Origin of the sequence: Acerihabitans sp., assembly GCF_036398755.1 — a bacterium.
Lineage (GTDB): Bacteria > Pseudomonadota > Gammaproteobacteria > Enterobacterales > Enterobacteriaceae > Acerihabitans.
Genome location: NZ_DASWOM010000055.1, coordinates 1 through 14,020, shown reverse-complemented (window position 1 = coordinate 14,020; position 14,020 = coordinate 1). Strand labels below are relative to the sequence as shown.

Genomic DNA, 14,020 nt, shown 5'->3' with positions numbered 1-14,020 from the left:
TGCTTCCTCAAGGAGCGGGCGCAGGGAGAGATTGTTTTACCGCGCTTTCAGAATCCACCCCATCGGCACACTCTCCCTTGAACACGTCTGCTTTCAATTTAGCGTTGGCGGGCATAGCGCGCCGTGGGGCGCTCGGTCGGGTGAAAACACCACGCCCGATTCGACCCCATCGGCACGCTCGCCCTTGAACACGTCTGCTTTAGATTCGGCGTTGGAGCATGTTTTTCCATAGTATTAGGGCCAGGTTAACCTGGCCCTTGGATTGCCGCTAAATGTTCCCGCGCGGCGTTATGCGCTCAGCAGTTGGTTCATACGGCGGATAAACTGGTTTGGATCGTCCAGGGTACCGCGTTCCGCCAGCAGCGCCTGATCGAGCAGCAGTTCGATCCATTCGTTGAAGTGGCTTTCTTCATTGATATCGGCGGCGCGTTTGACCAGCGCGTGATCCGGATTGAGTTCAAAAATATATTTGATCTCGGGCGCGGCCTGACCCGCGGCGGCAAACAGCTTCGCCATTTGGGTGGTCATATCGTCGGCGGCGGTGGTGACGATCGCCGGGGTATCGGTCAGGCGGTGCGTGAGGCGCACATCCTTGATGCGATCGCCCAGGAAGGCCTTGACGCGCGCGACAAACGGCTCAAGCGCTTTTTCCGCGTCCTTTTGGTCCTCCGCGGTCTCTTCGTCGGCCAGTTTGTCGAGCGCGGCGTCGGTTTTGCTGACCGATTGGAACGCCTTGCCTTCGAATTCGGTCAGGTAGCTCATCATCCATTCATCGATGCGGTCGGAAAGCAGCAGGACTTCGATGCCTTTCTTGCGCAGCAGTTCCAGATGCGGGCTGCTCTTGGCCGCCGCGTAGCTGTCGGCGGTGATGTAATAAATTTTTTCCTGGCCTTCCACCATGCGCCCCAGGTAATCCTGCAACGCCACGGTTTGCGCTGAACTGTCGGTGTGGGTCGAGGCAAAGCGCAGCAGCTTGGCAATGCTTTCGCCGTTGGCGGTATCTTCGCCCGGGCCTTCCTTGAGCACCAGGCCGAACTGTTGCCAGAATTTCTGGTAGTTTTCGGCATCGTCCTTGGCGAGCTTGTCCAGCATTTGCAGCACACGTTTGGTCAGGGCGCTTTTCAGGTTCTGGGTAACGCGGTTGTCCTGGAGGATTTCGCGCGACACGTTCAGCGGCAGATCGTTGGAGTCAATCAGGCCCTTAACGAAACGCAGGTAGTTGGGCATGAACTGTTCGGCGTCGTCCATGATAAATACGCGCTGGACATAGAGCTTGAGGCCATGTTTATGATCGCGGTTCCACATATCCCACGGCGCCTGGCCCGGGATATACAGCAGGCTGGTATATTCCTGCTTGCCTTCGACGCGGTTATGGCTCCAGATAAGCGGATCGCTGAAGTCATGCGAGAGGTGCTTATAGAATTCTTTATATTCCTCGTCGCTAATCTCGCCTTTACCGCGCGTCCACAGCGCCTGGGCCTTATTGATTTTTTCCCAGGTGACGGTTTCGGCGGTGTCTTTTTGCTTATCGGTCCCGGCGTCCGTGGCGGCGTCGGTTTCGCTTTCGGCGGCGGCGTTTTCATCGTCGACCACCTCCGCCTGGCCGCGGGTTTCAATTTCTACCGGCAGGGCGATATGATCCGAATACTTGCTGATGATGCTGCGTAAACGCCAGTCATCCAGAAATTCGTCCTCGCCTTCGCGCAGGTGCAGGGTGATTTCGGTGCCGCGTTCGGGTTTGGTGATATCGGCGATGGTGTAATCACCTTCACCGGCGGATTCCCAATATACCCCTTCGTCGGCGGAGGCGCCGGCGGCGCGGGTGCGCACCTGGACCTTATCGGCCACGATAAAGGCGGAATAGAAACCGACGCCGAACTGGCCGATAAGCTGGCTGTCCTTGACCTGATCCGAGCCTATGGACTCAAGGAAGGCCTTGGTGCCCGATTTGGCAATGGTACCCAGGTTGTCGATAACCTCTTCGCGGCTCATACCGATGCCGTTGTCGCTCAGGGTCAGGGTGCGTGCTTCCTTGTTGCTCGACAGACGTACCCGTAACTCGCCGTCCCCCTCATAAAGATCCGGTTGGGATAAGGCGCGGAAACGCAGTTTATCCGCCGCATCCGAGGCGTTGGAGATCAGTTCGCGTATAAAGATTTCTTTATTGGAATAAAGTGAGTGGATCATCAGCTGAAGCAATTGTTTAACTTCAGATTGGAATCCGCGGGTTTCTTGTCCTTTCATATCGATACTTACCTCAGTCCAAATAGCTGTCAATCAGGCGGGTGTAGATACTGCAATGATGAACAGATGGGGATCGCGGCGATGGAATTCAAGCACGAAAGGTAAAAAAGGTGGCGGAAGAAACGGCGCGGGCGCGCCGCCGGTTCAAAATTTAATCGGGTGGCGTCCCGCCAGCGAATGGGAAAGCGTGGTGCCGTCGACCATTTCCAGCTCGCCGCCCACCGGCACGCCGTGGGCGATGCGGGTGGCCAGGACATCATAATGGGCGCACATTTCGGCAATGTAATTGGCGGTGGCGTCGCCTTCCACCGTGGGATTGGTCGCCAGGATCACCTCGGCGACGTCCTCGCCGGCCAGGCGCTCTTGCAAGCGATCCAGGCCGATATCGTCCGGGCCGATGCCATCGAGCGGGGATAGGTGCCCCATCAGCACAAAGTAACGGCCGGCGAATTGCCCGGTCTGTTCTATGGCGTGGATATCCGCCGGGCTTTCCACCACGCAGATCTGCCGGGTCTGCCTGCGCCTTGGATTGGCGCAGATGGTGCAGATGTCCTGCTCGGTAAACGTCCGGCAGTCGGCGCAGTGGCCGATATCCGACATGGCGCGCGTGAGCGCCTGCGCCAGGCGCATACCGCCGCTGCGATCCCGTTGCAAGAGTTGGAATACCATGCGTTGAGCCGATTTCGGCCCGACGCCGGGTAAACAACGCAAGGCTTCGGTTAACGCCTCAAGCAATGGACTGGTTTGCATCAGAACGGCATTTTAAAACCAGGAGGAAGCTGCATGCCGCTGGAGACGGACGCCATCTTTTCCTTCTGGGTTTCGGCAATACGGCGAGCCGCGTCGTTAAAAGCCGCCGCAATCAGATCCTCGAGCATGTCCTTGTCGTCTTCCAGCAGGCTGGGATCGACCTCAACACGCCGGCAGTTATGCGCGCCGTTAATGGTGACCTTGACCAAACCCGCACCGGACTCGCCGGTCACTTCGAGTTGGGCGATCTCTTCTTGCATCTGCTGCATTTTTTCCTGCATCTGCTGGGCCTGTTTCATCAGGTTGCCCATTCCGCCTTTACCAAACATACATTTCCCTCTCTTGTAGCGTCGAACCGCGGGGTGGCATCTCGATGCCCGCCGCGCGGCAGTTAAACAGGACGGATGCTATCTTCATCCAATTCGGCGTCAAAAAAACGCTGGAGCGTCTGGATATTATTATCCGCGATAATCGCCTGACGCGCCTGCATCAATTTCTCTTCGTATATGGCCTGTCGCCATTCCAGCGGAGTACGTATCGCCGGATTATCATCTGTCACCACGGTTAATTCAACCGGGGCGCCAAGTTCTGCGCTTAACGCCGCGGCCAGCGTCCCCTGGGAAACGGGGGAATCCAGATGCTGCTGGGCGGACCGCAGGTGCAGACAGACTTTGCCCGGCGCCGGATCTTCCCTGAAGGCGTTTAACGCCAACTGCTGAACCAGCTTGGGAATTTTCAGGCTGTCCACCAGCGCCGCCCAGGGATCGCGCGCCATGGACTCCACGGCCAGACGGGCCGCCAGTTCCGGGGTTTTTTCATGCTCCAGCGCCGTGCGCAGCGCCTTGGGCGTCGCCACCGGCTCGCTGGCGGGCGTGGGCTGGATACTGGCTTTCCAGCGATAGGCCTCCGGTTTGACGGCGTTGGCGGTCGTGGCCTCTTTGCCGCCGGCGGCCTGCCGCTGCTGGGCCTGTTCGCTGACCGTGGCCAGACGTTCCAGGGCGCTGTTGGCGGGCCGTGTCCGCACCGGCGATGGCGACGCATCGGTCTTTCTCTGCTGGCCGCCATGGCGTTGCAATAAGGCGGTGCGCGCCAGCAGCAGCTGCGCGGTGCTGTCCGGCAGCGATGCCGGCGGCGGCGGATCGTTCCCGGCGGGCGCCGACCGCGGGCCTGCATTCGCGACAACAGGCCCGGCCGCGTCGTCAGCCTGGTAAGCATACATGTCATCGCCGGCATAGGCGGATGACGGGTCGCCGGCCATATCCGCGTAATGCTCGGCGGCGCTGGCCCACTCATCGGGCATATCGGCGGCGGCGTCGTCCCGCGCCTTGGGCGCGGCAATCACCCGCCGGCCCTGGCCCGGCGGCGGCGCGGGGTTTTCCGGCGTCGTTTGCCCGAACTGGACCGGCGGCGCGGTATTTCCCGGCGTCGTTTGCCCGCGCTGGACCGGCGGCGGCGCGGGGTTTCCCGGCGCCTTCCGGTGGTTATTTAAACGATCCGGCGCTAAAGCGGCGGATTCAGCCGTTTTTTTTTCCGTATCATCCGCCGGCGCCGGCGGGTCCGCATCAATAATGCGCGGGTGGAACGCCAGCGCGCGCAGCAGGGTCATTTCCACCCCCATGCGGCGATCGGGAGCGAACGGCAGCTCTTTGCGCCCCACCAGCAGCGTCTGGTAATAAAGCTGTAAATCGGCCGGGGGGATGATTCTGGCCAGTTCCCGCAGCCGGGGCGCAATGGCGGCATCGTCCTCGTCGTCAAGCGCATCCGCCACCAGTTGCCCCATGGCGATACGATGCAAAAGGGTAAGCATATCCACCAGCAGGGTTTCCCAGTCCACGCCGCGCGATGCGCTATGGGCCAGCTGCGCCATCATGGCGTTGCCGTCCGCCGCCGCCAGCGCTTCTATCAGCGCCAGGGGCTGTTCGGTGTCCAGGGTGCCCAGCATATCGCCCACGGTCTGGGTGGTGACCTGCCCCATTCCCATGGCGATGGCCTGGTCGGTCAGGCTCAGGGCATCGCGCAGGCTGCCGTCGGCGGCGCGCGCCAATAGCTGCAGGGCGCGCGGCTCGCTGGCGATATCCTCTTCACGCAGGATATGCTCGAGTTGGGCGCGAATCTGACCGACATCCAGCGCCTTGAGATGAAATTGCAGGCAGCGGGACAGGATGGTAACCGGCAGCTTTTGCGGATCGGTGGTCGCCAGCAGGAATTTCACATGGGACGGCGGCTCTTCCAGCGTTTTCAACAGCGCGTTGAAACTATGGCGGGAGAGCATATGCACTTCATCGATCAGATAGACCTTGAAACGTCCGCGCGCCGGGGCATATTGCACATTATCCAGCAGATCCCGGGTGTCTTCGACCTTGGTGCGCGACGCGGCGTCGATCTCGATCAGGTCGACAAACCTGCCCTGCTCGATTTCACGGCAGTTGGCGCATTGGCCGCAGGGGCTGGCGGTAATGCCGGTTTCGCAGTTAAGCCCTTTGGCCAGAAGGCGGGCGATGGTGGTCTTGCCGACGCCGCGGGTACCCGAAAACAGGTAGGCGTGATGGATCCTGCCCAGTGAAAGGCCATTGGTCAGCGCCGTCAGAACATGTTCCTGACCTACTACATCTGAAAACGTCTGCGGACGCCATTTACGGGCAAGAACCTGATAGCTCATGGGTCGCGAAATAAGTCGATGGACAGGGAGGTCATGCTAACACAGCCTCGCACCGGAGCGCGAGGCTGATATGCTCAGTGCCCCGGGAAACCAACCAGGCTATAGCTGTTGACGGCCATGCGCTCCAGGCGCTCTTCGCCGCCGAGATCCGCCAGGTTGATGATAAACGCCGCATCCTTGACCTCGCCGCCCAGCCGACGGATCAGTTTGATCGTCGCCTCGATAGTGCCGCCGGTGGCGAGCAGATCGTCGACCACCAGCACCCGATCCCCGGGGGCGATGGCGTCCTGATGGATCTCAAGCTTATCGACGCCGTATTCCAGCTCGTAGCTTTCGCTCAACACCGCGCGCGGCAGCTTGCCCGGCTTGCGCACCGGCACGAATCCCAGCCCGAGCGCCAGCGCCACCGGCGCGCCGAACAGGAAACCACGCGCTTCGGTGCCCACCACCTTGGTCAGGCCATGGTGGCGATAATGATCCACCAGCAGCTCGATACTGGCGGCATAAGCCTGGGGATTTTCCAAAAGGCTGGTGATATCCCGGAAAAAAATACCCGGTTTGGGGTAATCGGGAATCGTTTTGATACTGCGTTTAATCAGTGCTAGCTGTTCGGCCGTCGCGGTCATAGTGTATGTGCCTGAAACTAAGGAAAACATAATCCGCGCGGACGCGTTATCCTGAACGACGACAGTACATCACGCTCTATCATGGACTGGCAGGACCGACCGCGCACGAAAGCGCTCAAATCTATGCAAACTGGCGGGAAAATGCAACCGTCGTGGGTGACTCATTCATCCTTTTGTTGCGTAAAGTCAACCGTCGGCGCATGGCGTGTTTTCCGGTGGTTACCGGCCCCCATTTTCGCATCCCTGTTAAAATACCCCGCGCCCGCAATATTTTCATCCTTCTTCGGACGCCGGCCACTGTCACCCCGATCACAATCGCCGGTTAATTGTAAGCGCCAGCCGGCGAAACAGGCTACATTTGCCAGCGGCCAGAGTGCGCCGGCACGCTGTTCAGGGCGTGCGCGAACGCGGTATGATGCCGATACCGGGTTAATCTATGTTTTACCGCTTTTTTACTCAGGGAAACGGCGTGCATTCATCCAGGCTCCTCACCACCTTAAACGACCAGTTCAATGCGTTGGCCAAGCGGGTCGACGCGGCCGGACACCAGCCGGTGGCGCAGTCCCGCTTCGACCACCAATTGTTCCAAAGCCGTGGCACCCGGCTGGACGACTATCTGGCCGAAAGCCGCCAGACGCTGCAACGCCTGACGCTGACCGTCGATCAGGGCTACACCGAACGGGTGGCATGGCTGGCGCAGCGGCTTATCGATCAAATGACCGCCCTGGCGCGGGAACTGGCCACCCAGGATTTGCGCCGCGCCCAGCCGGCCAAGGCCGCGCCGGTGGACTATTACGCCAGGCTGAATGAACATCAGGACTATGAGCGCCGGCTGGTGGCCATGATCCGCGACCGGGACAGCCTGCGGCAAAACACCGGCGATTATGCGCGCACACAGCAGCTACAGCAGGAAATCGCCGCGCTCGAGGGCCGACTGGCCCGCTGCCGTCAGGCGCTGGCGCGCATTGAACGCCAGATCGAGCGTCGGGAAAATGGCCTGGAAACCGGCTGGTAGCACGTGCTGTCACAATATGTTAATTCGCTCATTATAAATTGCTTCATATTTTCATCTATACTTGCTGTTTTTATGCGCTCGACAACGCATTCAGGAGAGGCCGGTGGCGCTGGAAGATGAATTACCCGAGATCAAGCTGGCGGTTGATTTGATTATGCTGTTGGAAAGCAACGACATGGAACCGGAACTGGTGCTGGCGGCCCTGGAAATCGTGAAAAAAGACTATTTGATCAAGGCGCGGCAACGGGAAGAGTAGCTATGCCGATGGCCGGCCGATCAAGGGTTAACCGGGGCGGTGGAGTTATGGCGCAGATTAGGGCTAAGACGCAGCATGTCAATAAAAGCCGCAATCAGGACGCGGGAGCCGCCCGCCAGATCAAAGGTTCCGGGGATGAACAGCCAGTTTTCCATCAAGCCGGTCATATAGGCACGCAGCAGAATGGCGGCGCGGCGACAGTGCATATCCGCCGGCAATTGTCCGCATTCGATACATCGATTGAGCGTCTCTTCGATACGTTCATAACATTCGGCGTATAATCCTTTGCGGACTTCCTGGAACAGCTCCATTTCTCCGACAAATTCGCATTTATGAAAAACGATTTCCATCAGGGCGCGCCATTCGGTATTTGATACCGTCGACTGCAGAATGTAAATCAATGTCTCGGTTAAGACATGTAGTGGATCGTCTGGAAATTTTGCCTGATACTCTAGCTCTAATGCCAGTATCTTTGCTTCAGCGGCATGCCAGATCTCATTAAATAACTCGACTTTATTCTTGAAATGCCAATAAATAGCACCACGGGTAACGCCTGCCACCGTTGCGATATCGGTGAGCGACGTCGCTGAAACACCCCGCATGGAGAATTCCTGGATGGCGGCATCCAGAATATGCTGGCGGGTTTCCTGGGCCTGCTGTTTGGTTTTTCGTGCCATAGCGCTTTTTTTGGCTGTCTTTAGATTTACATACATTCGCGAATGTATGTACCATAGCATAAGGCTAATTGTTACGCAGCAATGGGTTTGCAGGCTTGTGATCAATTGATCAATTTTTTCAAATCGGACTCTTGAGGTTTATCTATGAACAAAAACAGAGGGATTTTGCCTCTGGCAGCCGTTCTGATGCTTTCAGGCAGCTTTATTCTCGTTGGATGTGATAATAAAGACGCTAAACAGGCAGGAAATCAGCAACAGGCCCCGGAAGTTAGTGTGGTGACGGTAAAAAAACAATCACTGAATGTCACAACTGATCTACCAGGTCGTACCGCCGCTTTCCGAGTTGCCGAAGTCCGGCCCCAGGTTAACGGCATAATTTTAAAACGCAATTTTGTTGAAGGCAGCGACGTGCAGGCCGGCGTTTCCCTCTACCAAATCGATCCGGCAACCTATAAAGCGGCGTATGACAGCGCCAACGGCGATCTGGCCCAGGCGCAGGCGAACGCCAATATCGCCCGCGTCACCGTCAATCGCTACAAGAAGCTGATTGCCACCAACTTTGTCAGCCGGCAGGATTACGATACCGCGGTCGCCACCATGCAGCAAAACGACGCCGCGGTTCTTGCCGCCAAGGCTGCGCTTGAAACCGCGCGCATCAACCTGGCTTATACCAAGGTTACCGCGCCCATCAGCGGCCGCATCGGCAAATCCGCCTATACCGAAGGCGCCCTGGTGACCAACGGCCAGACCACCGCCATGGCCACCGTACAGCAGCTTGATCCGCTGTATGTGGACGTAACCCAATCCAGCAACGACTTCCTGCGCCTGAAACAGGAACTGGACAGCGGCACCATAAAACAAAAGGACGGTAAGGCGGCGGTGCGGTTGCTGATGGAAGACGGCAGCGAATACCAGCAGCCCGGCACCCTGGAGTTCTCCGATGTCAGCGTGGACGAAACCACCGGGTCCATCACCCTGCGCGCCATTTTCCCCAATCCGCAGCATAGCCTGCTGCCCGGTATGTTTGTCCGCGCCCGTCTGGAAGAAGGCACCAACGACAGCGCGATACTGGTGCCGCAGCAGGGCATTACCCGAAATCCCCGTGGCGAAGCCACCGCAATGGTCGTGGGTCCGGACAATAAGGTTGCCGTGCGCCAAATCACCACCCAACAGGCGATCGGCGATAAATGGCTGGTCACCGCCGGCTTACAGGAAGGCGACCGCGTGATTGTCAGCGGCCTGCAAAAGGTCAAGCCGGGTGTACAGGTCACCGCCAAGGAAGCGACCGATGAACCGGCGCAACCGGCACAACCGCAGCCTGACGCCGCCAAAAAGTCTTAATAGGAACGGGTAAACGATATGGCTAAGTTTTTTATCGATCGCCCCATATTCGCATGGGTGATTGCCATCATTATTATGCTCGCCGGCCTGCTGTCCATACTGAAGCTGCCCATTGAGCAGTATCCGGCCATCGCGCCGCCGACCATCAGGGTCACCGCTACCTATCCGGGCGCCGACGCGACGACCCTGCAGGACAGCGTGACCCAGATTATCGAACAGAATATGAACGGTATCGATCATCTGCTGTATATGTCTTCCAGCAGTGATTCATCGGGTACCGCCACTATTACCTTGACGTTCGACTCCGGCGCTAACCCGGATATCGCCCAGGTGCAGGTGCAGAACAAACTGCAGCTGGCCATGCCGCTGCTGCCGCAGGCCGTGCAGAATCAAGGGGTGCAGGTTCAGAAGTCCAGCGCCAGCTTCCTGATGGTGGCCGGTTTTATCAGCGATGATAAAAATGCCACCCAGCAGGATATCGGCGACTATGTCGGCTCCAAAATCAAGGATCCGATAAGCCGTACCCAAGGTGTGGGCGAAGTGCAGCTGTTCGGCGCCCAATACGCCATGCGCATTTGGATGGACCCCAACAAACTGAACAACTTCCAGCTGACGCCGGTGGATGTGGTCAGCGCGTTGACGGTACAGAATAACCAGATTGCCGCCGGACAGTTGGGCGGCGCGCCGGCGATCAAAGGCCAGCAGTTGAACGCCTCGATCATCGTGCAAAGCCGGCTGAACAACGCCGAGGAGTTCGGCAAGATCCTGCTTAAGGTGAACGCCGACGGTTCCCAGGTTCGCCTGAAGGACGTGGCCAAGGTGGAGCTGGCCGGGGAAAACTACGAGATCATCGCACGCTATAACGGCCAGCCTTCCGCGGGCCTGGGCATCAAGCTTGCCACCGGCGCCAACGCCCTTGATACCGCCGATGCGGTAAAAGCGGAGCTGGCGCGGCTGCAGGCGGATTTCCCGGCGGGATTAAAAGTGGTTTATCCCTACGATACCACTCCGTTCGTGAAAATCTCCATCCAGGAAGTGGTTAAAACCCTGGTTGAGGCGATTATCCTGGTGTTCCTGGTGATGTATCTGTTCCTGCAAAACTTCCGCGCCACGCTGATCCCGACCATTGCGGTGCCGGTGGTTTTGCTGGGGACGTTCGCCATACTCGGCGCGTTCGGCTACACCATCAATACCCTGACCATGTTCGCCATGGTGCTGGCGATCGGGCTATTGGTGGACGACGCCATCGTGGTGGTGGAAAACGTCGAGCGGGTTATGGGCGAGGAAGGGCTCAGTCCCAAGGAAGCGACGCGCAAATCCATGGGCCAGATCCAGGGGGCCTTGGTGGGCATCGCGCTGGTGCTGTCGGCGGTATTTGTGCCGATGGCCTTCTTCGGCGGGTCGACCGGCGCCATCTACCGACAGTTCTCCATTACCATTGTGTCGGCGATGGTGCTGTCGGTGCTGGTGGCCATGATCCTGACCCCGGCGCTGTGCGCCACCATATTAAAGCCGGTCAAAAAGGGCGATCACGGCACCACCAAAGGGTTCTTCGGCTGGTTCAACAAAAAGTTCGACCAAAGCACCAATCATTATACCGACAGTATCGGCCATATCCTTAACAGCACCGGACGCTATCTGATCATCTATCTGTTGATTGTGGTCGGCATGGCGCTGCTGTTTATTCGCCTGCCCTCCTCCTTCCTGCCGTCGGAGGATCAGGGGGTATTCCTGAACATGGCGCAGTTGCCGGCCGGGGCCACCCAGGAGCGGACCCAGAAGGTACTGGATCAGGTGACGCAATATTATCTGACCAAAGAAAAAGACAACGTCAATTCGGTCTTTACCGTAAACGGCTTCGGCTTCGCCGGCCGCGGCCAGAACGCCGGTATCGCGTTTGTCAGCCTGAAAAGCTGGGATGAACGCAAAGGGACGGAAAACAAGGTTCCGGCAATTATCAGCCGGGCCAACGGCGCGTTATCACAGATAAAAGACGGTATCGCCCTGGCGTTTAACCTGCCCGCTATCGTTGAATTAGGCACCGCCACCGGTTTTGACTTCGAATTAATCGATGAAAACAACCTGGGGCACGCAAAACTCACCGAAGCGCGCAACCAGCTGTTCGGTATGATAGCCCAGCATCCCGATACCCTGGTGGGCGTTCGCCCCAACGGCCTGGAGGATACGCCGCAGTTCAAGCTGGATGTGGATCAGGAGAAGGCGTCGGCATTAGGCGTATCGCTTGATGACATCAACACCACCTTGGGCGCGGCCCTGGGCGGCAGTTATGTCAATGACTTTACCGACCGCGGCCGTACCAAAAAGGTCTATGTGCAGGGCGACGCGCAGTACCGTATGCTGCCGCAGGATATAGGCAACTGGTATGTGCGCGGCACCAACGGGCAAATGGTGCCGTTATCGGCGATTTCCAGTTCGCATTGGCAATATGGCTCGCCGCGTCTGGAACGCTATAACGGCCTGCCGTCGATGGAAATCCAGGGTGAAGCGGCGCCGGGCAAAAGTACCGGTGAAGCCATGGCGCTGATGGAACAGCTGGTGGCCAAGCTGCCGGCCGGCGTCGGTTACGACTGGACCGGTATGTCCTACCAGGAACGGTTGTCCGGCAACCAGGCTCCCGCGCTGTACGCCATCTCGCTGATTGTGGTGTTCCTGTGCCTGGCGGCGTTGTATGAAAGCTGGTCCATTCCGTTCGCGGTTATGCTGGTGGTGCCGCTGGGCGTGGTCGGGGCGCTGTTGGCCGCCACCTTGCGCAGCATGAATAACGACGTTTATTTTGTGGTGGGGCTGCTGACCACCATCGGGCTGTCGGCGAAAAACGCCATTCTTATCGTCGAATTCGCCAAGGATCTGATGGATAAGGAAGGCAAGGGATTGATCGAGGCGACATTGGAGGCGGTGCGCATGCGTTTGCGTCCGATCCTGATGACGTCGCTGGCCTTTATCCTCGGCGTATTGCCGCTGGCCATCAGCACCGGCGCCGGGTCTGGCTCGCAGAACGCGGTCGGCACCGGGGTTATCGGCGGTATGATTACCGCCACTCTGCTGGCGATATTTTTTGTTCCGGTGTTTTTTGTGGTGGTTCGCCGTCGCTTTGGCAACACCAGCGATGAAGAACAGCACAAAGATCGCCCGGTGAATAATCCGCAGTTGGATAATCCACACCGTTAATCACCGTTTATCATTCAGGCCGCTCACGCGGCCTGAATTTTAGGTAAAAGTCGCGCAAGCGGCTTTTTTTATGCCTGGAGCACCAGGGCGCGCAGCGCCGGGGGTTGACCAGAGAAAAATAAAGTGGATAATAGTTATGATATAACATACCAACAGGAGACGAGATATGAAACCTGGCATTCATCCCGACTACCGCACCGTGGTGTTTCACGACACCAGCGCGGATGCGTATTTCAAAGTGGGTTCGACCATCAAGACCGACCGTACGGTTGAACTGGACGGGGAAACCTTCCCCTATATCACGTTGGAGGTTTCATCCGAATCCCATCCCTATTACACCGGCAAACAGCGCATCGTGGATAAAGAAGGCAGCACCGCCCGCTTTAATCAACGCTTCGGCCGTTTTTTCACCAAGTAGCCCGTATCAAGAGGTATGGAAGCCATGCAGGTATTAAGCTCGTTACGTTCCGCCAAAACCCGCCATCCCGATTGTAAAGTGGTGCGTCGCCGCGGCCGCATTTACGTCATCTGTAAATCCAATCCCCGCTTCAAGGCGGTGCAGGGCGGCAAAAAAAAATAGCGGTTTACTGGCACACCGTAGAGGGACTCACTGGCGGGTTTATGTGGCTCGGTGCAGGTTTCGCTTGCGGCTTGCGGCTGGGTTTATGTGACCACGGCGGGGTCGTTTGCCGCTTGTGACTTGGTTTACGTTGCCCGGCGCAGGTTTCGTTTGCGGCTTGTGGCTGGGTATATGCGACCACGGCGGGGGTTTCGCTTGCCATGCGTTCGGTGGTTATCGGTATTGCCGGGTGCCGGCAAGCGACAAGAAGGGGCTCACGCGAGCCCCTTCTTGACTTCCCCCGCGCCCGACAGGTCGCGCGTCGCTACGCGATGCCTTCCGCCGCCCATGCCCCCGTTTTGCACCGGCCCGGTTAGCGCTCCAGGCGCAACCGGGCCTTTCGCCGCTCCCGGCGGCTCATGCCGGGGTCACAGGCAACGTCAGCGCGCTTTATGCCGGGAACTATGCCGCTGTTCACCCTGTTTTTTATGTAGCGTGAGCAACGCTGCTGCTTGGGATAGCAGGATATGGCATCGGGAAATGGTTAACCACGGTGGGATGCTCTGGCACTACGGAATGGTGCGGTGAAAAGGCACTGGCGCCGAGATAGATTAAAACACTGCTGGATGCGGCTGGCACAGTGAAAGGTACGTCAGATAACTATCTATGGACAGCCAAGCTATGGGCAGCCAAGGAATGATGAA

12 protein-coding genes are annotated in these 14,020 nt (G+C 58.2%); 6 read left to right on the top strand and 6 right to left on the bottom strand.

Annotation, left to right across the window (positions count from 1 at the left end; genetic code table 11):
- Positions 1-288: 288 nt before the first annotated feature.
- From htpG to apt, 5 genes are all read right to left on the bottom strand, one after another.
- On the bottom strand, positions 289-2,244 hold the full coding sequence (gene htpG / locus VGC33_RS09295; RefSeq protein ID WP_331120463.1) for a molecular chaperone HtpG: 1,956 nt from the start codon (positions 2,242-2,244) through the stop codon (positions 289-291).
- 144 nt (positions 2,245-2,388) lie between these two features.
- Complete coding sequence (gene recR, locus VGC33_RS09290) at positions 2,389-2,994, bottom strand: recombination mediator RecR (RefSeq protein ID WP_331120462.1); 606 nt, start codon at positions 2,992-2,994, stop codon at positions 2,389-2,391.
- Entirely contained in the window at positions 2,994-3,323 is a 330-nt protein-coding gene (locus VGC33_RS09285; protein ID WP_131866228.1) for a YbaB/EbfC family nucleoid-associated protein, read from the bottom strand. The genes recR and VGC33_RS09285 overlap by 1 nt, the downstream gene beginning before the upstream one ends.
- Positions 3,324-3,385: 62 nt before the next feature.
- Complete coding sequence (dnaX, locus tag VGC33_RS09280) at positions 3,386-5,653, bottom strand: DNA polymerase III subunit gamma/tau (RefSeq protein ID WP_331120461.1); 2,268 nt, start codon at positions 5,651-5,653, stop codon at positions 3,386-3,388.
- 74 nt (positions 5,654-5,727) lie between these two features.
- Positions 5,728-6,279, bottom strand: a complete 552-nt coding sequence (apt, locus tag VGC33_RS09275; RefSeq protein ID WP_331120460.1) for an adenine phosphoribosyltransferase — start codon at positions 6,277-6,279, stop codon at positions 5,728-5,730.
- A 469-nt stretch (positions 6,280-6,748) separates the two neighbouring features.
- Between apt and priC the strand changes: the two genes are divergently transcribed.
- Both priC and VGC33_RS09265 read left to right on the top strand, forming a co-directional pair.
- Positions 6,749-7,294, top strand: coding sequence for a primosomal replication protein PriC (gene priC / locus VGC33_RS09270; protein ID WP_331120459.1), 546 nt, complete (start codon positions 6,749-6,751; stop codon positions 7,292-7,294).
- A 103-nt stretch (positions 7,295-7,397) separates the two neighbouring features.
- Positions 7,398-7,550 (top strand): DUF2496 domain-containing protein, encoded by a 153-nt coding sequence (locus VGC33_RS09265; RefSeq protein WP_331120458.1) that lies wholly within the window; start codon positions 7,398-7,400, stop codon positions 7,548-7,550.
- A 20-nt stretch (positions 7,551-7,570) separates the two neighbouring features.
- Here VGC33_RS09265 and acrR read toward each other — a convergent pair whose 3' ends face one another.
- Positions 7,571-8,227 carry a multidrug efflux transporter transcriptional repressor AcrR gene (acrR, locus tag VGC33_RS09260; protein ID WP_331120464.1) on the bottom strand — a complete coding sequence of 219 codons (657 nt, stop codon included), beginning with the start codon at positions 8,225-8,227 and terminating at the stop codon, positions 7,571-7,573.
- A 144-nt stretch (positions 8,228-8,371) separates the two neighbouring features.
- Here acrR and VGC33_RS09255 point away from each other — a divergent pair, with 144 nt between their 5' ends.
- The 4 genes from VGC33_RS09255 (at position 8,372) to ykgO (ending at position 13,337) form a co-directional block, all read left to right on the top strand.
- Positions 8,372-9,568, top strand: a complete 1,197-nt coding sequence (locus VGC33_RS09255; RefSeq protein WP_331120457.1) for an efflux RND transporter periplasmic adaptor subunit — start codon at positions 8,372-8,374, stop codon at positions 9,566-9,568.
- Positions 9,569-9,586: 18 nt separating this feature from the next.
- Complete coding sequence (locus tag VGC33_RS09250; RefSeq protein ID WP_331120456.1) at positions 9,587-12,757, top strand: efflux RND transporter permease subunit; 3,171 nt, start codon at positions 9,587-9,589, stop codon at positions 12,755-12,757.
- 166 nt (positions 12,758-12,923) lie between these two features.
- A complete protein-coding gene (locus VGC33_RS09245) occupies positions 12,924-13,175 on the top strand; it encodes a type B 50S ribosomal protein L31 (RefSeq protein WP_331120455.1) in 252 nt (83 codons plus the stop codon).
- Between the two features lie 24 nt (positions 13,176-13,199).
- On the top strand, positions 13,200-13,337 hold the full coding sequence (gene ykgO, locus VGC33_RS09240; protein WP_331120454.1) for a type B 50S ribosomal protein L36: 138 nt from the start codon (positions 13,200-13,202) through the stop codon (positions 13,335-13,337).
- The last annotated feature ends 683 nt before the right edge of the window (positions 13,338-14,020 follow it).

What these genes read in the sequence shown, in the direction of transcription:
- htpG (WP_331120463.1), bottom strand. Translation starts at nt 2,244, where the DNA reads ATGAAAGGACAAGAAACCCGCGGATTCCAATCTGAAGTTAAACAATTG.
- apt (WP_331120460.1), bottom strand. Translation starts at nt 6,279, where the DNA reads ATGACCGCGACGGCCGAACAGCTAGCACTGATTAAACGCAGTATCAAA.
- dnaX (WP_331120461.1), bottom strand. Translation starts at nt 5,653, where the DNA reads ATGAGCTATCAGGTTCTTGCCCGTAAATGGCGTCCGCAGACGTTTTCA.
- recR (WP_331120462.1), bottom strand. Translation starts at nt 2,994, where the DNA reads ATGCAAACCAGTCCATTGCTTGAGGCGTTAACCGAAGCCTTGCGTTGT.
- acrR (WP_331120464.1), bottom strand. Translation starts at nt 8,227, where the DNA reads ATGGCACGAAAAACCAAACAGCAGGCCCAGGAAACCCGCCAGCATATT.
- VGC33_RS09255 (WP_331120457.1), top strand. Translation starts at nt 8,372, where the DNA reads ATGAACAAAAACAGAGGGATTTTGCCTCTGGCAGCCGTTCTGATGCTT.
- ykgO (WP_331120454.1), top strand. Translation starts at nt 13,200, where the DNA reads ATGCAGGTATTAAGCTCGTTACGTTCCGCCAAAACCCGCCATCCCGAT.
- VGC33_RS09245 (WP_331120455.1), top strand. Translation starts at nt 12,924, where the DNA reads ATGAAACCTGGCATTCATCCCGACTACCGCACCGTGGTGTTTCACGAC.
- VGC33_RS09285 (WP_131866228.1), bottom strand. Translation starts at nt 3,323, where the DNA reads ATGTTTGGTAAAGGCGGAATGGGCAACCTGATGAAACAGGCCCAGCAG.
- VGC33_RS09250 (WP_331120456.1), top strand. Translation starts at nt 9,587, where the DNA reads ATGGCTAAGTTTTTTATCGATCGCCCCATATTCGCATGGGTGATTGCC.